23 protein-coding genes and 1 pseudogene are annotated in these 20,588 nt (G+C 65.6%); 17 read left to right on the forward strand and 7 right to left on the reverse strand.

Annotated elements, in window-relative coordinates; genetic code table 11:
- Positions 1-37 precede the first annotated feature (37 nt).
- The 3 genes and pseudogenes from F9K07_RS18535 to F9K07_RS18545 all read left to right on the forward strand — a co-directional run bounded on the left by F9K07_RS18535 (position 38) and on the right by F9K07_RS18545 (position 2,763).
- The gene (locus F9K07_RS18535; RefSeq protein WP_159594829.1) at positions 38-1,333 is read left to right on the forward strand and encodes an O-acetylhomoserine aminocarboxypropyltransferase/cysteine synthase family protein; all 1,296 of its coding nucleotides are present in this window, start codon (positions 38-40) and stop codon (positions 1,331-1,333) included.
- A gap of 28 nt (positions 1,334-1,361) precedes the next feature.
- Positions 1,362-2,071: pseudogene (locus tag F9K07_RS18540) on the forward strand (LysR family transcriptional regulator).
- Between the two features lie 140 nt (positions 2,072-2,211).
- Entirely contained in the window at positions 2,212-2,763 is a 552-nt protein-coding gene (locus F9K07_RS18545) for a hypothetical protein (RefSeq protein ID WP_159594830.1), read from the forward strand.
- A 93-nt stretch (positions 2,764-2,856) separates the two neighbouring features.
- Here the strand turns inward: F9K07_RS18545 and F9K07_RS18550 are convergent, their stop codons facing one another.
- Positions 2,857-3,039 carry a hypothetical protein gene (locus tag F9K07_RS18550; protein WP_159594831.1) on the reverse strand — a complete coding sequence of 61 codons (183 nt, stop codon included), beginning with the start codon at positions 3,037-3,039 and terminating at the stop codon, positions 2,857-2,859.
- A 227-nt stretch (positions 3,040-3,266) separates the two neighbouring features.
- Between F9K07_RS18550 and F9K07_RS18555 the strand changes: the two genes are divergently transcribed.
- Genes F9K07_RS18555 through F9K07_RS18575 form a run of 5 tightly spaced genes read left to right on the forward strand, consistent with a single transcriptional unit; the run spans position 3,267 to position 8,237 of the window.
- Positions 3,267-3,770, forward strand: a complete 504-nt coding sequence (locus F9K07_RS18555; protein WP_159594832.1) for a GFA family protein — start codon at positions 3,267-3,269, stop codon at positions 3,768-3,770.
- Positions 3,767-6,226 (forward strand): ligase-associated DNA damage response DEXH box helicase, encoded by a 2,460-nt coding sequence (locus F9K07_RS18560; RefSeq protein WP_159594833.1) that lies wholly within the window; start codon positions 3,767-3,769, stop codon positions 6,224-6,226. Before F9K07_RS18555 ends, F9K07_RS18560 begins: the two co-directional genes overlap by 4 nt.
- Complete coding sequence (gene pdeM / locus F9K07_RS18565; protein WP_159594834.1) at positions 6,219-6,869, forward strand: ligase-associated DNA damage response endonuclease PdeM; 651 nt, start codon at positions 6,219-6,221, stop codon at positions 6,867-6,869. Before F9K07_RS18560 ends, pdeM begins: the two co-directional genes overlap by 8 nt.
- A 57-nt stretch (positions 6,870-6,926) precedes the next feature.
- Positions 6,927-7,220 (forward strand): DUF1330 domain-containing protein, encoded by a 294-nt coding sequence (locus tag F9K07_RS18570; protein WP_159594835.1) that lies wholly within the window; start codon positions 6,927-6,929, stop codon positions 7,218-7,220.
- 36 nt (positions 7,221-7,256) lie between these two features.
- The gene (locus F9K07_RS18575) at positions 7,257-8,237 is read left to right on the forward strand and encodes a formylglycine-generating enzyme family protein (protein WP_159594836.1); all 981 of its coding nucleotides are present in this window, start codon (positions 7,257-7,259) and stop codon (positions 8,235-8,237) included.
- 68 nt (positions 8,238-8,305) lie between these two features.
- Here the strand turns inward: F9K07_RS18575 and F9K07_RS18580 are convergent, their stop codons facing one another.
- Both F9K07_RS18580 and tam read right to left on the reverse strand, forming a co-directional pair.
- Positions 8,306-9,172, reverse strand: coding sequence for a phytanoyl-CoA dioxygenase family protein (locus F9K07_RS18580; RefSeq protein ID WP_159594837.1), 867 nt, complete (start codon positions 9,170-9,172; stop codon positions 8,306-8,308).
- 808 nt (positions 9,173-9,980) lie between these two features.
- Positions 9,981-10,745 carry a trans-aconitate 2-methyltransferase gene (gene tam / locus F9K07_RS18585; RefSeq protein ID WP_159594838.1) on the reverse strand — a complete coding sequence of 255 codons (765 nt, stop codon included), beginning with the start codon at positions 10,743-10,745 and terminating at the stop codon, positions 9,981-9,983.
- Positions 10,746-10,961: 216 nt separating this feature from the next.
- On the opposite strand from tam, the gene F9K07_RS18590 reads away from it, so the two are divergent.
- From F9K07_RS18590 to F9K07_RS18615, 6 genes are all read left to right on the forward strand, one after another.
- Positions 10,962-11,603, forward strand: coding sequence for a peroxiredoxin (locus tag F9K07_RS18590; RefSeq protein WP_159594839.1), 642 nt, complete (start codon positions 10,962-10,964; stop codon positions 11,601-11,603).
- Positions 11,604-11,614: 11 nt separating this feature from the next.
- Positions 11,615-12,169, forward strand: coding sequence for an RBBP9/YdeN family alpha/beta hydrolase (locus F9K07_RS18595; protein WP_159594840.1), 555 nt, complete (start codon positions 11,615-11,617; stop codon positions 12,167-12,169).
- 110 nt (positions 12,170-12,279) lie between these two features.
- On the forward strand, positions 12,280-13,278 hold the full coding sequence (locus tag F9K07_RS18600; RefSeq protein WP_159594841.1) for a sulfate ABC transporter substrate-binding protein: 999 nt from the start codon (positions 12,280-12,282) through the stop codon (positions 13,276-13,278).
- Positions 13,279-13,406: 128 nt separating this feature from the next.
- On the forward strand, positions 13,407-14,288 hold the full coding sequence (gene cysT, locus F9K07_RS18605) for a sulfate ABC transporter permease subunit CysT (RefSeq protein WP_159594842.1): 882 nt from the start codon (positions 13,407-13,409) through the stop codon (positions 14,286-14,288).
- Positions 14,285-15,169 carry a sulfate ABC transporter permease subunit CysW gene (gene cysW, locus F9K07_RS18610; RefSeq protein ID WP_159594843.1) on the forward strand — a complete coding sequence of 295 codons (885 nt, stop codon included), beginning with the start codon at positions 14,285-14,287 and terminating at the stop codon, positions 15,167-15,169. Before cysT ends, cysW begins: the two co-directional genes overlap by 4 nt.
- A gap of 61 nt (positions 15,170-15,230) precedes the next feature.
- Positions 15,231-16,319: a sulfate/molybdate ABC transporter ATP-binding protein gene (locus tag F9K07_RS18615; protein WP_159594844.1), complete on the forward strand. Its 1,089-nt coding sequence runs from the start codon at positions 15,231-15,233 to the stop codon at positions 16,317-16,319.
- 58 nt (positions 16,320-16,377) lie between these two features.
- On the opposite strand, the gene F9K07_RS18620 is transcribed toward F9K07_RS18615, so the two are convergent.
- Entirely contained in the window at positions 16,378-16,593 is a 216-nt protein-coding gene (locus F9K07_RS18620) for a hypothetical protein (RefSeq protein WP_159594845.1), read from the reverse strand.
- A gap of 175 nt (positions 16,594-16,768) precedes the next feature.
- Between F9K07_RS18620 and F9K07_RS18625 the strand changes: the two genes are divergently transcribed.
- Positions 16,769-17,014 carry a hypothetical protein gene (locus F9K07_RS18625; protein ID WP_159594846.1) on the forward strand — a complete coding sequence of 82 codons (246 nt, stop codon included), beginning with the start codon at positions 16,769-16,771 and terminating at the stop codon, positions 17,012-17,014.
- Positions 17,015-17,078: 64 nt separating this feature from the next.
- Positions 17,079-17,852, forward strand: a complete 774-nt coding sequence (locus tag F9K07_RS18630) for a hypothetical protein (RefSeq protein ID WP_201451450.1) — start codon at positions 17,079-17,081, stop codon at positions 17,850-17,852.
- Here the strand turns inward: F9K07_RS18630 and F9K07_RS18635 are convergent.
- The 3 genes from F9K07_RS18635 to F9K07_RS18645 form a co-directional block, all read right to left on the reverse strand.
- On the reverse strand, positions 17,827-18,612 hold the full coding sequence (locus tag F9K07_RS18635; RefSeq protein WP_159594847.1) for a Crp/Fnr family transcriptional regulator: 786 nt from the start codon (positions 18,610-18,612) through the stop codon (positions 17,827-17,829). The two genes, F9K07_RS18630 and F9K07_RS18635, sit on opposite strands and share 26 nt — an antisense overlap.
- A gap of 151 nt (positions 18,613-18,763) precedes the next feature.
- The gene (locus F9K07_RS18640; RefSeq protein ID WP_159594848.1) at positions 18,764-19,093 is read right to left on the reverse strand and encodes a YnfA family protein; all 330 of its coding nucleotides are present in this window, start codon (positions 19,091-19,093) and stop codon (positions 18,764-18,766) included.
- 23 nt (positions 19,094-19,116) lie between these two features.
- Positions 19,117-19,548 carry a Cd(II)/Pb(II)-responsive transcriptional regulator gene (locus F9K07_RS18645; protein WP_159594849.1) on the reverse strand — a complete coding sequence of 144 codons (432 nt, stop codon included), beginning with the start codon at positions 19,546-19,548 and terminating at the stop codon, positions 19,117-19,119.
- Between the two features lie 169 nt (positions 19,549-19,717).
- Here F9K07_RS18645 and hpnD point away from each other — a divergent pair, with 169 nt between their 5' ends.
- On the forward strand, positions 19,718-20,584 hold the full coding sequence (hpnD, locus tag F9K07_RS18650) for a presqualene diphosphate synthase HpnD (protein WP_159594850.1): 867 nt from the start codon (positions 19,718-19,720) through the stop codon (positions 20,582-20,584).
- Positions 20,585-20,588: the final 4 nt, after the last annotated feature.

Raw genomic sequence — 20,588 nt, forward strand, 5'->3', positions numbered from 1 at the left:
AGCCCTCTGAATCCCACATACAGGAGAACCGTCCCCCATGTCCGCGAACTGGAAATTCGAAACCCGCTCGGTACACGCTGGCTACAGCCCCGATCCCACCACCAAGGCAGTCGCCGTCCCGATCTACCAGACCGCCGCCTACGCCTTCGACAACGCGCAGCACGGTGCAGACCTGTTCGACCTGAAGGTGCCGGGCAACATCTACACGCGCATCATGAACCCGACGCAGGATGTGCTGGAGCAGCGCGTCGCCTCGCTCGAAGGTGGCATCGCCGCCCTCGCGCTGGCCTCGGGCCAGGCTGCCGTCACCTACGCGATCCAGACCATCACCGAGGCGGGGGACAACATCGTCTCCAGCACCGCGCTCTACGGCGGCACCTACAACCTGCTGGCGCACACGCTGCCTCAATTCGGCATCACCACGCGCTTCGCGGACCACCGCGATCCCTCGAGTTTCGAGCCGCTGATCGACGCGCGCACCAAAGCCATCTTCGTCGAATCCATCGGCAACCCGGCAGGCAACATCACCGACATTGCCGCCGTCGCCGAGATCGCGCACCGCCACGGCGTGCCGCTGATCGTGGACAACACCGTGGCCTCGCCCTGGCTGCTGCGCCCGATCGAACACGGTGCCGACATCGTGGTGCACTCGCTCACCAAGTACCTCGGCGGCCACGGCACCAGCATCGGTGGTGCCATCGTCGACAGCGGAAAATTCCCCTGGAGCGAGCACAAGGCACGCTTCAAACGCCTGAACGAGCCCGACCCGAGCTACCACGGCGTGGTCTATACCGAAGCCCTCGGCCCGGCGGCCTACATCGGGCGCGCGCGCGTCGTGCCGTTGCGCAACACCGGCGCGGCGATCTCGCCCTTCAACGCCTTCCTGATCCTGCAAGGCATCGAAACGCTGGCCCTGCGCATGGACCGCATCAATGCGAACACCCTGCGCATCGCCCAGCACCTCGAACAGCATGCCAAGGTGGGCTGGATCAACTACGCCGGCCTGCCGGGCAACGCCGACCACGCGCTGGCCCGGAAGTACCTGGGTGGCCACGCCTCGGGCCTGCTCACCTTCGGCGTGAAAGCCGCCGCGGGCGAAGGCCGCGCCGCCGGTGCGCGCTTCCTCGACGCGCTGCAGCTCTTCACCCGCCTGGTGAACATCGGCGATGCGAAGTCGCTCGCCACGCACCCGGCCTCCACCACCCACCGCCAGCTCTCGCCCGAGGAGCTCGCCAAGGCGGGTGTTTCGGAAGACGCGGTGCGCCTGTCCATCGGCATCGAACACATCGACGACCTGCTGGCCGACCTGGAACAGGCACTGGCCGCGGTCTGAGAAGGTTTGAACGGTCCGCCGTCGCGCCATGAACTTCCAGCAGCTTCGATCGGTGCGTGAAACGGCGCGCAGCGGCTTCAACCTGACCGAGGTCGCTGCCATGCTCTACACCTCGCAACCCGGCGTGAGCCGGCAGATCCGCGAGCTGGAGGAAGAACTGGGCGTGACCATCTTGGCGCGCGCCGGCAAGCGCCTCACCGGCCTCACCGGGCCCGGTGAGGCGCTGCTGCCCATCGTCGAGCGTCTGTTGCAGGAAGCCGAGAACCTGCGGCAGGCGGGCAAGGACTTCATGTCGCGCGCCGAAGGCGGTCTGTCCATCGCCACCACGCATTCACAAGCGCGCTACGCCATGCCCCACGCGGTGCGCGACTTCCGCGCGCTGTTCCCGCAGGTCACCCTCAACCTGCGCCAGGCTCGCACATCGACGATGCCTTCGTGAAGCAGGGCCTCAAGCCCCACGTGGTGATCACCGCGATGGACGCCGACGTGATCAAGACCTACGCAGAGCTCGGCATGGGCGTGGGCATCGTCGCCTCGATCGCGGTGGACCCGGAAAGGGACCACCACCTGCACGCCATCGAGGCGCGGCACCTGTTCGAGATCAACGTGACGCGCCTGGCACTGCGGCGTGGCACCTTGCTGCGCGGCTATGCCTACAGCTCCATCGAAAACTTCGCGCCCAGCCTCACCAGGCAGGTGGTGGAAGAAGCGCTGAACGTCGAGATCGTGACGGTGTGAGGGATACCCGCAGCCTTGCCGGCCAGGCGCCGGCCATGGGCCAGGGACGCGAACCACTTTTCAGTCTCCGTTACGCAAACGGTACACGGGGCCAGCAGGACGGCCGTCATATGCGCCTCGTGTTCAACCAGGATGCTCCCATGACCACCATTCAGAACCACGTAGCCCATCAACAGACCGCAGCGCAGAACGCCGCTCCCACGAAGGACGTATCGAGCGTTCCAACGGCCAATGCGGCTGTGGTGATCGCCAAACAGATTGAAGCGGAAAAGGCGGTCATTGCCGACAACCTCGCGAGAATCGATACCTTGACGAGCAAGCTCACAGCGGTGGAGAAATCTGCGGCCCGCCAAGCCGAAATTACAGACCTCAAGAAAAGGCTCGCCGTGCAGGAGTCTGAACTGCAAATCCCCAACCGCCACCCCAAGGAAACAGCACTCCTCCAATTTGCCATTTGCGAGACCGAAGCGCGCCTGGCTTGGCTCGAGAAGGGGCAAAGCCGCACGGATTTCTGGAAAGGCAAGCTTCAGGAGTGGAAGCTGGAGGCCGGAACATTGCGCAGCCGCTTGAGCGATGGTGGCGTGACATTGGACAGACGGGGTATCGAAATGCGCCTCGAATGGCTCGATGAGGCGATCAACGAGGTGAGCGAAGACCTCGAGAAAGTCCTATGGGAGCGCGTCATCAACTGACGCAGCGCGGGTGGCCCACAGGAACCGCCGTCGACCGACTGCCATGGGGTGCACACAGCGTGCAAGACGTCCGCCTCGAGCCGCGCGAGAACCTCATTCGTCGACGCGGACCCATCCTTCCCGCACCGCCATCAGGATCACTTCCCTCTCGTGTCCCGACAGGGACTGCACCGCCTCCGATTCGGACTTCGCAATGAAGCCTTCAACCGCCAGCGAGGCAGCCCGCTGGCGGAGAAACCGGCGTCCGTCGGCAACCGCCTCCACGACGTTGAGCAATTCGACCGAGGCCGAGTCTTTCAGCAGGTAGCCAAAGGCTCCTTGCCGCAGGGCCTGCGCGACGTGTCGGGGGTTCTCGGACGTCGATAGATGTCAGCCATGGCGGCAACCCTTTCACGGATGGATCCGTGTTGACCTCCCGATCACGATCATCCGTGGGGTGTCGAACACACGCGCGCAAGACCCTGTCCTATATTGGCTTTTTCCGTCTACTCCCGGAGGCCTCCATGTACCTAAAAGGCTCTTGCCACTGTGGCCGTGTCCAGTTTTCGCTGGAGTCCACCGAGCCCATACCCTTCATGCGTTGTTATTGCTCCATCTGCCGCAAGACGGCGGGCACGGGCGGCTACGCCATCAACCTCGGCGCCGATTTCCGTACCTTGAAGGTCAAAGGCAAGCGCTACCTGCGTGTCTACAAGGCCCGAATCGAGGAGGATGGACATGTGCGGCAGAGCAGCGGCCAACGCCATTTCTGCGGCACGTGCGGCACAGCGCTGTGGCTCTGGGATCCGAGCTGGCCCGACTTGGTGCACCCGCACGCCAGTGCCATTGACACGCCCTTGCCCGAGCCACCCTCCAACGTTCATATCCTGTTGGACTCGAAGGCGCCCTGGGTGCAGGTGGAGGGGCGTAAGGGCGATCTGCGTTTTGGCGCCTATCCGGACTTTTCGCTCAAGGAATGGCATGAGGCCCAGGCGAAGAAGAAACCGAAGAGAAAGCCCGTGCCGTGACACGGCGCGCCTCGGCGGCCGCGCTCGTGGCCTGGTTCGCCGCCCAGGGTTGGAAACCCGCGCCCTTCCAGCAAGAGGTCTGGCGCCACTGGCAACGCGGCACCTCGGGCCTGCTGGTCACGCCCACGGGCAGCGGCAAGACACTGGCCGTGCTCGGCGGCGCCCTGCTTGATGGCTTGGGCGAAGCCGCCGCGCCAGCGCCGGTCCGGGGCCGCGATACACCACCGCGCCTGCGCCTGCTCTGGGTCACGCCCTTGCGCGCGCTCGCCACCGACACCGCGCAGGCGTTGCAGGCCGCCATCACCGGCGTGGGCCTGACGTGGACCGTCGCCAAACGCACTGGCGATGCGAGTTCGCGCGACCGCCGCCTGGCGCGCCGGGGTCAGGCCGAGGTGCTGGTGATCACGCCCGAATCGCTCGCGCTGCTGCTGTCCTATCCCGACAGCGCTGCGCCGTTCGCGGGCCTGCGCGGCATGGTGGTCGACGAATGGCACGAGCTGCTGGGCAACAAGCGCGGCGTGCTGCTGCAATTGGGCCTGGCGCGCCTGCGTGCGCTCGCGCCTTCGGCGCCCGTCTGGGGCCTGTCGGCCACGCTGGGCAACCTGGAGGAAGCGCGCGACGTGTTGCTGCCCCACCAGCCCGATGCGCCCATCGTGCGCAACGCGCCGCGGCGCACGGTGACCCTGCGCACACTGCTGCCCGAAGCGGGCGAGCGCTTTCCCTGGTCGGGCCATCTGGGTTTGTCGCAGCTGGAGCGCGTGCTGCAGCTGATCGCAGGGGCACGCAGTGCGATCCTCTTCACCAACACGCGTGCGCAGGCCGAGCTGTGGCACCGCGCCCTGTCCTCGGTCTGGCTCGAAGACCCGGGCACCCTGGCCCTGCACCACGGCTCGCTCGATGTGGGCTTGCGCCAGGCGGCCGAACAAGGTCTGCGCGACGGCAGCGTGCGCTGCGTGGTGGCCACCTCCAGCCTGGACCTGGGCGTGGACTTTCCCGCCGTGGACCTGGTGTTGCAGGTCGGCAGCCCCAAAGGCATCGCGCGCCTGCTACAGCGCGCCGGGCGCGCCCACCACCGCCCGGGTGCCCCGGGCCTCATCCACTGCGTGCCCACGCATGCGCTGGAGCTGGCCGAGATCGCCGCGGCACGCCGCGCCATCGCGGCCGGCCAGATCGAAACCCGGCCACCGCCACGCCTCTCGTTGGACGTGCTGGCGCAACACTGCGTCACGCTCGCCTTGGGTGCTGGCTTCGAGGCCGGCCCCCTGCTGGCCGAAGTGCGCGGCACGCATGCCTTCGCCGCGCTGAGCGACGCGCAATGGCAGGCCGTGCTGCAATACATCGAGCGCGGCGGCCAGGCCCTGGAAAATTACCCCGACTTCCACCGCGTGGTGCGGGACGCCGACGGCATCTACCGCGTGACCGCACGCCGCATCGCCCTGCACCATCGGCTCTCCATCGGCACCATCACCGCCGACGGGTCGGTGCAGGTGCGCTTTCTGAGGGGCGCGTCGCTGGGCTCGGTGGAAGAGAGCTTCATCAGCCGGCTGCGCCCGCGCGACCGCTTCCAGTTCGCCGGCCGCACGCTGGAACTGGTGGCGGTGGAAGACATGACCGCCTATGTGCGCAAGGCCCGCCTTGCCAGCGTGGCCGTGCCGCGCTGGCAAGGCGGGCGCATGCCGCTGTCGACCGAACTGGGCGCTGCGGTGGAAGCTGCGCTCGATGGTCCGCGCGACAGCCCCGAAATGCGGCGGCTCGCACCCTTGCTCGACCTTCAGGCGCGCACCTCGGCGCTGCCCACGCCAGCCACCTTGCTGGTGGAGGCCGTGCACTTGCGGCGGGGCGGCGCACTCTTCGTGTACCCCTTCGCGGGCCGCACGGTGCACGAAGGCATGGCCGCCTTGTTCGCACTGCGCTGGGGCCGCCGCACGCCCAACACCTTCGTCTATGCCGTCAACGACTACGGCTTCGCGTTGACCCACCAGCAGCCCGCGCGCGTGGACGCCGCCCTGCTGGCCGATCTGCTCTCCTCGCACGAACTCATGGACGATCTGCGCGAAGGCATGAACCTCACCGAGATGGCGCGCCGCCAGTTCCGCGAGATCGCGCGCGTGGCCGGCATGCTCACGCCCACCGTGCCGGGGCGCGCCCAGCGCAGCCTGCGCCAGGTGCAGGCATCCAGTGGCCTGCTGTTCGACGTGTTGCGGCGCTACGACCCCACGCACGTGTTGCTGGCGCAGGCAGAGCGCGAGGTGTTCGAGGCGCAGCTCGACATATCGGCCTTGTCCGAGACCTTCGCGCGCTGCGCCGCCCGCCGCATCGATCTGCGCCAACCGGACACGCTCACACCGCTGTCGTTCCCGCTCTGGGCCGAGATGGTGCGCGGCGAACTCAGCACGGAAGACTGGGCCGCCCGGGTGCGGCGTGCCGCCGAGGAATTGCAGGCACGGCATGGCTGAAGCGACACAGGACATCCCACTGGCCGGCGAGACCCTGCGCTTGTACGCCGATCGCGCGCTGTACTGGCCAGCGAAGCGCCGCCTGTTGGTGGCCGACGTCCACCTCGGCAAGGACGACGCCTTCCGCGCCCGCGGCATCGCCCTGCCCCGAGGCAGCGCGCACGACGACCTGCAACGCCTGAGCACCCTCCTGGAGCGCAGCGGCGCCACGTCCCTCTGGGTGCTGGGCGATCTGTTGCACGGCCCAGGGGCGAATGCGCGCTGGCCGCACGACTGGGCGCGCTTTCGCGAGCGCCATGGCGGCGTGGACATGCTGCTCATCGAAGGCAACCACGACCGCGCGGCGGCGGGCGCCGGCCTGGGCATCGCCCGATGCGCGGACGGTCTGACCGACGGTCCCTTCCTGTTCGCCCATGCGCCGCATCCGTTCACCCCGGACGATAGCGAACGCATCGCGGTTTGCGGCCACCTGCATCCGGTCGTGCGCGTCGCAGGATTTCGCGCCCGCTTCCCCGCCTTTGCCCTGATCGAGCGCCAGTTCGTGCTGCCGGCGTTCTCGGCATTCACGGGCGGCTGGACGGTGCGCGGCGCGCAGGCACGTTATGCCTGCATGGGCCCGCACCTGCTGGCCATCGACCGATGACGCACGCCTTACCGGTACATTCAGCGCTTCACCCCAATTCAAAAAGGAACCGACGCCATGCCCAAGGCCTACTGGATCGCCACCTACCGATCGATCCGCAACCCCGATGCCCTGGCCGAATACGCCAAGCTGGCCGGCCCCGCCATCCAGGCCGCGGGTGGGCGCTTCCTGGCCCGTGGCATGCCGGTCCATGTCTACGAGAAGGCCGAACACCAGCGGGCGGTGCTGATCGAATTCGACAGCGTGGCCAAGGCCACCGAAGCCCACGACAGTCCGGCCTACCAAGCCGCGCTCAAGGCGCTCGGTGACGGCGCAGAGCGCGACATCCGCATCATCGAATCGGTGGAATAGGCCCCACCCCAGCGACGGCCCGTGGGTGCCCTGCTCATGTCATTGCGGTGGCCACTACTCGCCTGCGCGGCGCTCGTCGCGGGCTGTGCCACGCCACGGCCCACCGACACCCTGGGCATCGCCTTCGTGCAGGTACCTGCAGGCACATTCCAGATGGGCAGCGAAGAACCCGCGCAAGCCTTGTCCCGGGCCTACCCGACGCTGGAACGCCAACGCTTCGAGAGCCTGTCGGACGAGGCGCCGGTGCACCGCGTTCGAATCACGCGGGCCTTCGAAATGAGCCAGCACGAGGTGACGGTGGGACAGTTCCGCACGTTCCTGCAACGCTCGGGCCACGTGCCGGAATCGATCGCCGACGGCACCGGTGGTTATGGCTACAACCCGGCCTACGACCCCGCCACCAGCGCGCGCGGCGACGCGTTCGAAGGTCGATCTCCGCACTACTCGTGGCAAGACCCCGGCTTCGCGCAAGGCGACGACCATCCCGTGGTCAACGTCACCTGGAACGACGCGGTGGCGCTCACCCGATGGCTGTCGACCCAGGAAGGCCGCGTCTACCGCCTGCCCACGGAAGCGGAGTGGGAGTACGCCTGCCGCGCAGGTGGCTCGGGCCGATATCAGCACGGCGATGACCCACAGGGGCTGGCAGCCGTGGGCAATACGTTCGACCAGGATGCCGCGGCCCATTGGCCGCGATGGCGCGACCAGGCACTCTCCGGCCACGATGGCCACGCGTTCACCGCGCCGGTCGGGTCGTACTCCCCCAACGCATTTGGGCTGTTTGACCTGCACGGCAACGTGTGGGAATGGGTGTCGGACTGGCATGGTGACGGCTACTACGCGCAGTCGCCCGTGGACGACCCACAAGGACCCAGCGAGGGCCACGTCAAGGTGCGGCGGGGCGGCTCATGGCACACCTGGCCGCTGTATGCGCGCTGCGCCTTTCGCAACTGGAACACGCCGCAGACGCGTTACACGCTCGTGGGCATCCGCCTGGTGCGCGAGCTGTCGCCGTGAGCGAACCCAGGCGCCTCGCGTTTCAGAAGCTGAGCTTGCGGGCGCAGGTAGCACCTTCAGATGTCAACTCAGCGGATCAGGAGCCGGTTCGTGTACGCGTCGTAGAGATGGCTGTCTGCCACCGTCACAGGTTCGTATCGATAGATCGGTGACGCGGTCATGGTGTAGGTGCAATTGAAGAGCAATCGAGGGCGCACCGATGGCGGCACGCCCCGATGCACCCCCCACATATTGCCCAGGAAGGCCGTTCCCTTTGGGCCGATGATCGTCTTTACCCTCTCGCGACCGAACTGCCGATCGATCTGTTCGTCGGTATATGGCTTCAAACGAAGGCGCCCCATCCTCTTGTGCGATTCGGCGACGAATTGGTGCGGCCCACTGTCGTCGGAAACATCGGTCAAATAGATGAACATGCGCAAGATTTTCCAGTCCTCCGTGTCCCGGTGGAACTTCTGTACCTCGATATCTGCCTTGCCACCATCGGCAAACGACCAACGCAGGCCGACCCCGGAGATCGTGGGGTTGCAGCCCAGGAAGCCCGCGGCGATCTGCAGGATGGCGGGATCGTTCATCGCCTTGAGCAAATGTGGACAGGCGAGGATGGTCGGCGCGTCGTACACCGCAGACGACACCCCTTTGCTGCTGACGGTGACAGGTTGTCCGTGTGAGCCCAGTGCAACGGGCGCGGTCTTCAAATAAGCAAGCACGTCGTCCACCTGCTCCGGATTCAGCGGGCTGGTGATCAGCGCGACGCCGGCGTCGCGCAGGGTCCTCAGGACGGACTGCGCCTCGCCCCCTTCAGCGGCAGCAGCCGCGCCGTGCATGACGGTAACGCACGTGCGAATGGCCGCGATGAAGCCGCTGCGCAGCAACGGATGGGGAAGAAGACGCGAGAAGTAGTACGCGCCATAGCGCAAGGCACTCTCACGCTTCAAAGGCCTTATTGGAATCATGATGTCTCTCTTCCCCATCATGGCCATGCCACGGTTCGCCCCAATGTAAGCCCATGGCCCTCATCGGGGGGGAGCTTTCTTGCCAGATTCTCGGTGTCGGCGGACCGCTGACCATCGCCTGCGCAGCAGTTCCTCGGTTTGCTCGATGTCGAGTCCATCCGAGCCGGCTGCGCCTTTGTTGGCCTTGACCCGCTTCCACGCTCGGCCCTTCGTGCTCGCCTTCTGGCCTCATCGGCCCCGGCTCGCGCTACTACGGCCTCTGCTGACTTCTCACTCCGGCATAGCCGTCGGCCTTTCAGCCGCGAGGCGAGATCTCCCCAGGTGAGAACGCACTCCTTCGTCGCACAACCGCCGCATCTACGCCACTTCGCCTTGGTCACGAGACCTTCGTGGCTTTTTGCCCACTCGCCCTGCTCGGCAGCGCCTTCTATACGGTTCTTGTTCATCGGCCCGCAACTTACGCTCCACGCTTCCTTCCCACACTCGGTCACCCTCATGCAGCTGCGCTTCGCTTCACTCGCTGTGACCAGCTCGGGGCGGGCCTTGCACCCGCAGAAGTGCGCCCATGCTGGGCGCACAAAAAAAGAAACCCGCCGAAGCGGGTGGAACCTCCAGGTTGGAGGAGAAGCTCGGGAGGAGAGCTTCGGAGACCTTGGTGTCTGGCCTTGATCGTGTATGACAGTGAAGTCAGTATCGCCAACCACAAGATCTGCCGGTGTCGGACGCGCGCCGCTTGCCCTGTAGGACAAGGCGAACTCGACGTGCGTCACGCGTGCACGCTCGGACCCGTTCAGCGCACCGCCACGATGAACAGTCTGGGAAACGGCAACAAGACAGTGCCATCGGCCAACGCGGGATACGCCTGCGAGATCGCGGCAAGGTAGCGCTGCAGGTACTCCGCGCGCTCCTCCTCGTTCAAAGGCGCGAGGTAGGGCCGCAAGGCGGAGGTCTTGAACCACTCCACCACCGCCGGCGCACCACCGCTCAAGGGATGAAAGTAAGTCGTGCGCCACACGTCCAGCGCCTCGCAATGCGGTTTGAGCAGTTGGACATAGAACGCGGGGTCGTGCCGCGTGGGATGGCGGATCGCGCCAATTTTCGCGGACCAGGGCCCATCCGCGGCAACCTCGCGCGCGAGGACGTGCGCAGGCTCCTCCAGGTTGTCCGGCGTCTGCACGGCCAGGCTGCCGCCCGGTGTCAGTTGGTGCACCAGGCGCGGGTACAGCGTGGCGTGATCGGGCAGCCATTGCAGCGACGCGTTGGCCAGGATCACGTCGAACAAGCCTGCTGTCTGCCAGGTCTCGATGTCGCCCAGTTCGAACGGCACGTGGGGCAGACGCTTTCGGGCGGCGGCCAGCATGTCCTCCGAGCTGTCCAGTCCGCTCACCCGTGCCTGTGCAAACCGCGCCGCCAGCACCTCGGTGGAGTTGCCCGGTCCGCAGCCGAGATCGATCGCGTTGCGCACGTCTTGCGTTGGGATCGCGGCGACGAGGTCGCGCACCGGGCGTGTGCGCTCGCGTTCGAACACCGAGTATTTGTGGGCAGACCAGTTCATGGAAATCTCTTTCAGAAGTCGGGCCGAGCGTGTGGAAGAAGGCTGAGCGCCATTGTGCGCACAAAGCGTTTGTCGATCTGAGCGAAGCACGGGGCCGCGTACGCGCTGCCCACCCGTTGCAGGCCGTCTTATGCAAAGAGCCCATAAACAAACTACTTCATAGTTGTTGATTTATGCAGAGACCGTCCAGACAATGGCAGATTTGAAGGAGACCCCATGAGCACGCTTCGCCTGGGCGACACCGCGCCCGACTTCACCCAAGACTCCACCGACGGCCCGATCCACTTCCACGCATGGGCGGGCGACCACTGGGTGGTGCTGTTCTCGCACCCGGCCGACTTCACGCCGGTTTGCACCACCGAACTCGGCAAGACCGCCGCGCTGGCCACCGAATTCGCCAAGCGCAATGTCAAACCCATCGCGGTCAGCGTCGACCCGCTGGACTCGCACGGCAAATGGGTGCTCGACATCAACGAAACCCAGAACGCCACGGTGAACTTCCCCATCCTGGCGGACGCGGACCGCAAGGTGGCCACGCTCTACGACATGATCCACCCCAACGCCTCGGCCACCGCCACGGTGCGCAGCGTGTTCATCATCGATCCGAAGAAGGTGATCCGCACCACCCTCACCTACCCGGCGAGCACCGGGCGCAACTTCGACGAGATCCTGCGCGTGATCGACTCGCTGCAACTCACCGACAGCCACAAGGTCGCCACACCGGCCAACTGGAAGGACGGCGACGACGTGGTGATCGTGCCCGCGCTGCAAGACCCGGCCGAGCTCGCGCAGCGTTTCCCCAAGGGCTACAAGGCTGTGCGGCCGTATCTGCGCATCACGCCGCAGCCCAACCGCTGACGCCGCACGGCATGGCTTCGCCCACGGTCATCGTCCTTCCCGGCTGGCGCAACTCCGGCCCTGGCCACTGGCAGACCTTGTGGGCCGACAGCCTGCCCTCGGTGCTGCGGGTCGAGCAGGACGACTGGGTCGCACCGGTGCGCCAGGCCTGGGTGTCGCGCTTGAGCGAGACCATCGAGCAGGTGTCCGGCCCGGTGATCGTGGTCGCCCACAGCCTGGGTTGCATCACCACCACGCACCTGCCCACCGAGCTTGCGCAACGCATCCAGGGGGCCTTGCTGGTGGCGCCGGCCGACCCCGAGCGCCGTGGCGTGCTGGCCGATTTCGCGCCTGTGCCTTACCAGCGCCTGCCCTACCGCAGCATCCTGGTGGCCAGCGCCAACGACCCGTACTGCCCGGTGCGCACCGCCGGTGCCTATGCGCGCGCCTGGGGCAGCGAGTTCGTGCGGCTCAACGATGCCGGGCACATCAATGTCGACTCGGGGCACGGCCACTGGCCGTTGGGGCTGGCGCTGCTGCAGTCGCTCGGCGCGCAGGTGCCCGCTCCCATCACGGAGCCAGCGTAGTGCGTCGGCTTTATGCCTGAGTCTCATAAGGAAACAAGAACAAAGTCGTTTGGAATCAGAGGCCCCAAGCCCAGAATTCGATACATCCTGTTTCTGCTTGGAGCTCTCCGATGAAAAACACCTTGCGCGCGGCACTGGCCGCCGTCGCCCTGTCCACCTCCGCCCTCGCGGGTGCGCAAACCACCACGCTGCTCAACGTCTCGTACGACGTGGCGCGCGAGTTCTACAAGGACATCAACGTCGCCTTCGCCGCCAGCTACAAGAAGAGCACCGGCAAGGACATCAAGATCGACCAGTCGCACGCCGGCTCCAGCGCACAGGCGCGTGCCGTGGCCGACGGGCTGGACGCCGACGTGGTGACCATGAACACCACGACCGACGTGGACTTCCTCGCCGACAAGGGCGTGGTCGCCAAGGACTGGCGCCAGAAGTTTCCCAACAATGCCGCACCCACCGTCTCGACCATGCTGTTCCTGGTGCGCAATGGCAACCCCAAGAACATCAAGGACTGGGACGACCTGATCAAGCCCGGCGTGCAAGTCGTGGTGGTCAACCCCAAGACCGGCGGCAATGGCCGCTACGCGTATCTGGCGGCCTGGGGCTATGTGCGCAGCAAGGGCGGCACCGACGCGCAAGCCGCCGAATTCGTGGGCAAGCTCTACAAGAACGTGCCAGTGCTGGCGCGCGGCGGGCGTGACGCCACCGGCGTGTTCCTGCAACGCAACATCGGCGACGTGCTGGTCACTTTCGAATCCGAGGTCGAGTCGGTCAACAAGGAGTTCGGTGCCGGCAAGGTCGACGCCATCCATCCGAGCGCATCCATCATCGCGGAGAACCCGGTGGCCATCGTCGAGCGCACGGTGAACAAGAAGGGCACGGCCGCTCAGGCCAAGGCCTACCTCGACTTCCTCTACAGCCCCGAAGGCCAGGAGATCGCCGCCAAGCACAACATCCGCCCGCGCAACGAAGCGGTGCTGAAGAAGTACGCCAGCGCGTTCAAGCCCATCAAGCTCTTCGCCGTCAGCGACTATTTCACCTCGCTCGGCGAAGCGCAGAAGATCCACTTCAACGACGGTGGGCAGTTCGACAAGTTGTATACGGTGAAGTAACCCCCCGCCGCGCTTCGCGCGTCCCCCCTTGAAGGGGGGCGGCGCCTGAGGCCCGGCAACGCCGGTTCCTCGGCACCTCTGGATTGGCGCCACCTCATTCTTCCTGGCGCTTTTGGATCTCTAGCTCTATGACTTCCGCCACGCTGCCCTCGGGTGCGGCTCCTCTTTCCGGCCCACGGCGCGCCAGGCGCCGGGTGCTGCCGGGCTTCAACATCACGCTGGGCTTCACGGTGTTCTACCTGAGCCTGATCGTGTTGATCCCGCTCTCCGCGCTGATCTTCAAGACCTTCACCATGACCTGGCCGCAGTTCTGGGACGCGGTCACCGCGCCGCGCGTGCTGGCCTCTTACCGGCTCACCTTTGGCGCCTCGTTCATCGCGGCGGTGGTCAATGCCTTCTTCGGCCTGCTGGTGGCCTGGGTATTGGTGCGCTACAGCTTTCCGGGCAAGAAAATCATCGATGCGTTGGTGGACCTGCCCTTCGCCTTGCCGACCGCCGTGGCCGGCATTTCGCTCACCGCGCTGCTGGCGGGCAACGGCTGGATCGGGCAGTACCTGGAGCCCCTGGGCATCCAGCTGGCCTTCAATCCCAACGGCGTCGTGATCGCCTTGATCTTCATCGGCCTGCCCTTCGTGGTGCGCACGGTACAGCCGGTGCTCGAAGACACCGAGAAGGAACTCGAAGAGGCCGCGACCTGCCTGGGCGCCACGCGCTGGCAGACCTTTTCCCGCGTGATCTTCCCCAGCATCGCACCCGCGCTGCTCACAGGCTTTGCGATGGCCTTCGCACGCGCCGTGGGTGAATACGGTTCGGTGATCTTCATCGCCGGCAACATGCCCATGGTGTCCGAGATCACGCCGCTGATCATCATCAGCAAGCTGGAGCAATACGACTACGCTGGCGCAACCGCCGTGGCCACGGTCATGCTGTTCTTCGCGTTCGTTCTGTTGCTGCTCATCAACGCACTGCAGACCTGGCAACGCAAGCGTTCCGGAGGAAACCTGCAATGAGCGCGGCCCGTACCGAAGCACCCTGGGTGCGCCGCACGCTCATCGGCGTTGCGCTGGGGTTCATGTTTCTCTTCCTGGTGCTGCCGCTGGCCGCGGTGTTCACCGAGGCATTGCGCAAGGGCTTCGGCGCCTACGCCGAAGCGCTGAAAGATCCGGACGCCTGGTCCGCGATCCGCCTCACGCTGATCACCGCCGCCATCGCCGTGCCGCTCAACCTGGTGTTCGGCGTGGCCGCGGCGTGGGCCGTGGCCAAGTACGAGTTCCGTGGCAAATCCTTCCTCACCACGCTGATCGACCTGCCGTTCTCGGTGTCGCCGGTGGTCGCCGGCCTGATCTATGTGCTGGTGTTCGGCGCGCAAGGCTGGTTCGGACCGTGGCTGGCCGAGCACGACATCAAGATCGTGTTCGCCGTGCCCGGCATCATCCTGGCCACGATCTTCGTCACCTTCCCCTTCATCGCGCGCGAATTGATTCCGCTGATGCAGGCCCAGGGCAACGACGAAGAGCAGGCCGCGATCGTGCTCGGCGCATCGGGCTGGCAGACCTTCTGGCACGTCACGCTGCCCAACATCAAGTGGGGGCTGATCTATGGCGTGATCCTGTGCAACGCGCGCGCCATGGGTGAGTTCGGCGCGGTCTCGGTGGTCTCGGGCCACATCCGCGGGCAGACCAACACCATGCCGCTGCACGTGGAGATTCTCTACAACGAGTACCAATCGGTGGCCGCCTTCGCCATCGCTTCGCTGTTGGCCTTGCTGGCCCTGGTCACGCTGGTGATCAAGTCCATCTCCGAATGGAAGATGGAGCGCGAGATGAAGGCGCTGGCGGAATTGCCGCCAGAGCGTCCCACGGCTTTGGCTCTCCAGGAAAGAACATCATGAGCGCCGCGCCGGGCCGCCCCAAGCTAGCTCGCGCCGCAGTGCGCAGCACGAAGGACACTCTATGAGCATTGAAATCCGCGACATCAACAAGCACTTCGGCACGTTCCAGGCGCTGAAGAACGTCAACCTCGACATCCACTCCGGCGAACTGCTCGCATTGCTAGGTCCGTCGGGCTGCGGCAAGACCACGCTGCTGCGCATCATCGCCGGCCTGGAAACGCCGGACACCGGCAACATCCTGTTCAGCGGCGAAGACACCACCGACGTGCACGTGCGCGAGCGCAACGTGGGCTTCGTGTTCCAGCACTACGCGCTGTTTCGCCACATGACGGTGCTGGAGAACGTGGCCTTCGGCTTGCGTGTGAAGCCGCGCAGCGAGCGCCCGAGCGACGCGCAGATCAAGAAGAAGGTGATGGACCTGCTCAAGCTGGTGCAGCTCGACTGGCTGGCCGACCGCTACCCTTCGCAACTCTCGGGCGGCCAGCGCCAGCGCATCGCCCTGGCACGCGCGCTGGCGGTGGAGCCCAAAGTGCTGCTGCTCGACGAGCCGTTTGGCGCGCTCGACGCCAAGGTGCGCAAGGAACTGCGCCGCTGGCTGCGCCGCCTGCACGACGAGCTGCACGTCACCAGCGTCTTCGTCACGCACGACCAGGAAGAGGCGCTGGAAGTGGCCGACCGCGTGGTGCTGATGAACCAGGGCCAGGTGGAGCAGATCGGTGCGCCGCAAGACGTGTGGGACCACCCCGCCAGCCCCTTCGTCTACGGGTTCCTGGGTGACGTGAACCTGTTCCAGGGCCGCGCGCACGAAGGGCTGTTGCATCTCGACGGTGTGTCCATCGACACGCCCGAACATGCCGACGCGCAGGATGCCAAGGCCTTCGCCTACGTGCGCCCGCACGATCTGGATGTGCAGCGTTACGCGGCGGGCCTGCCCGGCATCGTGGCCAAGCTCGATCGCGCGGTGGTGGTCGGCCCGATCGCGCGGCTCGAACTGCTGCCGGTGGACCCACAAGCCCCGGGTGGGCACGATCCGCTGATCGAGGCCCGCATGCCGGCGGAACGGTTCCGCGAACTGGGCTTCCAGGAAGGTGACACCTTGATCGTCTCGCCCAAGAAGGCGCGCGTCTTCCTGCAGCCGCAGGCCCACTGACCTCGCCCGGATTTACACCGCTTGCATCGGGTATCGCGACCCGGTGAAGCGGTGTTTTTCATGAGTCGAGCTGGATCTTGCCTTCGCTCACATAGCGCTTGAAATCGGCCAGTGGCATCGCAGCAGAGCCGCGCGTCTCCTCATCCACCCAGCTCAAGGTGACGTCGTTCATGCCGGTCTGGACTTTCACCGGCCCGGGCCGGATCGTGATGTTCGGCCCATCGCCCTCGCGATACTCGACCTTGCCGACGATGTGTGCGGTATGTGCCGCCATAGGCATGCTCCTCGGTGTTGAAAGATGGCTTGCAGAATCGCGTCATGGCCTACACAGGTCTGTGCGTTGACGTACAGAAATGGGGGTGCGTGGGGCGTAGTCTGAAGACCAGCCGAAGTAGCGGCTGCTGTCATCAACCCCCTGCCTCAGCGCAGTTTTTCAAAGGACCCCGACCATGAACGCTAGCAAACTTCTCACCACTGCCGTGGCGGCTTTGACCGTCGTCGGCGCCGGCCTCGTCTATGCCCAGACCACGACCCCCGGCGCGCCTACCGGAACACCTGAGCCCGCCAATCAGTCGCAGATGGGGACGCCGCCAGCAACCAACATGCAATCGCCAGCGCCCACGACACCTGCCCAGGACACCACGCAGCGCAGCACGGCGCCCATGACCACGGACGCCCAAGCGGACCGCAATTGACGTCCAACCCGGCGCCCTGATCCTCTCGGATGCGGGGCGCCCATCTCCCCCTTGGGGCTTCAGCGTGAGCACTTCTTCCACCTTTCGCGATATCCGCAATGGCCTGCTGATCGGTGCGGTTGCCACCGCCATTTTGATTCCGGCCGTTCGTTGGACGCAGGGATCAACCGCCGCAGTTGAAACCGCACACGCCTCTGCGCTACCCGTCGCGAAGCGCACCGCGCCCGTGCCGGACTTCGGAACGATCGAACCCACGCCCGATGCCAGAGCATTGGTGCGCTGGATCGCGCAGACCAACGACAACCTCGACATGCCGTTTGTGCTGGTCGACAAACGCGCCGCCCGCGTGCACGTATTCAATGCCGCCGCCCGGCTGGAGGACAGCACGCCGGTGTTGCTGGGCTCAGCCCCAGGGGACGACTCGGTACCCGGTGTTGGAGAAAAGCCGGTACACGAGGTGCAACCCCATGAGCGCACAACGCCCGCAGGCCGGTTCGTCGCCCACCTTGGACACAACCTCACGGGTGAAGATGTGGTGTGGGTCGACTACGGAGCCGCTGTGTCGATGCACCGCGTGCGCCCCCATTTGGTCCCGCAGGAACGGCGTGCTCAACGCCTGGCCTCGGAAACCGTGGAAGACAACCGGATCTCTTACGGCTGCATCAACGTGCCTGCCACCTTCTTTGAACATCGCCTGCTGCCCGTGTTCTCCTCCATGCAGGCCGTGGTGTATGTACTGCCTGAAGAGAAATCACTGCAGCAGGTATTCGGTGCCTCCCTGGCGCAAGAACCCCCTCGGGAGCCACTGCGTGTCACGCGCTCTGCAGGCTTCGTTTGACCACCACCGTGGCCGCCAAGCTCTGCTGGCTCCCGGAAGAGTGGGTGTGCGAGCAGGACAGTTGGTCGTAGGCACGCCGTACCACGCCATAACACTCGCAGCTGCGCGCTTCCAGACCTGGGCGGTCGAGTATGGAAATACGTCCGCGGTGGTACTCGATGAGCCCGGCCTTCTGCAGCTTCAGGGCGGCACTCGTCACCCCCTCCCGCCGCACGCCGAGAAGGCCAGCGATGCGCTCCTGTGTGGCGGTCAAATCGGAACCTCCGCCTTGGCGATCCAGGTGTTGGAGCAACCAACGGCAGAGCTGCTGGTCCAGGCTGTGGTGGCGATTGCAGGTGGAGGACTGTGCCATGTGAATGAACAAGGCATGGGTGTAGCCCAACAACAGCTGCATGAACGCTGGCGAGCGTTGCGAATGCCGGATCAGGGCCTGCGTGCTCATGCGGCAGGCGATTCCGGAACGCTGCACCACCGCATCGCACAGCGCAGCTGGCGCGCCCATGAACCCGCATATGCCTACCATGCCCTCCCCACCGATCACGGCGAGTTCCGAGGACGCTCCATCTTCCAGTGAGGACACCAACGAAACCGTCGCAGAGTTCGGAAAGTAGACGTGGCGAACGGCATCACCGGTGGCGTGAAGGATGTCGCCACTGTGTACCTCGGTCCAGTCAAGGTCGGGCTCTATGTGCTCAAGATCGGCGCTGGACAGCGCAAAGAGCAATTGATTGCGTTCATAAAGCGTCGGATTGGAGGTCATGGCAGTGTGTCCCTTTCTTTGCCGCAGCTCGTGCGACCGGTCTGAAAACCCGCCTGCGTGAGCAGAAGCAGGCCGTGCCCAAATTAGGCGGGGGGCTGCATAACTGCTCTGTCAGACAACACGCCGTTTCTTCTTAGGAGGTTGCGAAGTCTCAGGTGCCGGGCTGCAGAGCAATTACCGCCATTCCCGTCAGGGCAATTGCCGCTCCTGCCACGTCCCAGCGGGTGAGCATCACGCCGTCCACCACCCTCAACCACACCAATGCGACCGCGATGTACATGCCCCCATAGGCCGCGTAGATGCGGCCGGTGGCGCTGGGGTGCAAGGTCAACAGCCAGGCGAACAGCCCCAGCGCCAGCGCGGCCGGCAGCAGCCACCACCAGGCCTTGCCCTGCTTGAACACCCACCAGGTCAGGTAGCAGCCGACGATCTCGGCCACGGCGGTCACGGCAAACAGGCCGGCAATGCGAAGTGCATCCATCGGAATTCCCAGAGAAGACAGGGTCAGTGATCCGGGTGGCACGCGCAGGCCTCGCCGTGCGCGGCCGACACCAGCTCATCGAGAATGCCGCACGGCGCACCGGCCTCGTGCTCGCCATCGCAGCGCGAACGCAATTGCAGCAATTGTTTCTCCAGCGCCCGCATGCTCTTGAGGCGGGCGCGCACGCGGCTGAGCTGCTCGTCCACCAGTTGGTCCACATTGACCCGATGGCCACTGGGATCGTCCACGAAGCCGAGCAGGCGCTTCACATCCAACAATGGCATGTCCAGCGCGCGGCAATGGCGGATGAACGAGAGCCGCTCCAGGTGCGGCTGGGCGTAGTTGCGGTAGCCGTTGTCCAGGCGCGCAGGCTCGGGCAGCAGCCCTTCTTTCTCATAGAAGCGGATGGTCTCCACGTCCACACCGGTGGCGCGCGCCAATTCCTTGATCTGCATGGTTTTTTCCCTTCAGGCACCTGACACGGCAGGCGATGGCCACACTGTAGCCGCTCCAGGGTTTTCACCCGAGGACGAGCGAGGAAACCCATGGATGGCGTGCACCCGGGCGCGCGCTTCGGATGCGCCAGGTCAGGTGCGTACACTTGGGACCCGGAAACGCCCACGCATGAGCCCACAAGACTACGTCCAGCAAAAAGCCGCCGCCTCCGGCAGCAGTTTTTATTACGCCTTTCTCTTCCTGCCGGCCGAGCGCCGTGCGGCGATCACCGCCTTCTATGCGTTCTGCCGCGAGGTCGACGACGTGGTCGATGAAGTCAGCGACCCGGCCGTGGCACAGACCAAGCTGGCGTGGTGGCGCAAGGAAGTGGCGCAATCGTTTGCGGGCTCGCCCACCCACCCGGTGATGCGCGCCCTGATGCCCCTGGCGCGGACCTACGAGATCGAATCGCGCCACCTCACCGCCGTGATCGATGGCTGCCAGATGGACCTGGAACAGAACCGCTACCTGGATTTCGCCAACCTGCAGCGCTACTGCCACCTGGTGGCGGGTGTGGTGGGCGAGGTGGCGGCGCGCATCTTCGGCCAGACCCAGTTGGCCACCACCGAGTACGCGCACCGCCTCGGGCTGGCGTTCCAGCTCACCAACATCGTGCGCGACGTGGGCGAAGACGCCATGCGCGGGCGCATCTACCTGCCGGTGAACGAATTGCAGAGCTTCAACGTCAAGGCCCACGAGCTGCTGCAGCGCGGCGCGGCTCCTGGCACCGACACTGCGGACTTCCACCGCCGGTTCACCGCGCTCATGCAGTTCCAATGCGCGCGCGCGCTCCAGACCTACCAGGAGGCCCTGGGCCTGCTGCCCGAAGCCGACCGCCGTGCGCAAAAGCCGGGCCTGATGATGGCCAGCATCTACCGCACCCTGCTCCAGGAGATCGCCGCCGATCCGCTGGCCGTTCTGACGCAACGCGTGGGCCTCACGCCCTTGCGCAAGTTCTGGCTGGCCTGGCGCGTGCAGGCGCTGGGCCGCTTGTGACGGA

This window comes from Hydrogenophaga sp. BPS33 (assembly GCF_009859475.1).
In the GTDB taxonomy this organism is placed as follows: Bacteria; Pseudomonadota; Gammaproteobacteria; order Burkholderiales; family Burkholderiaceae_C; genus Hydrogenophaga.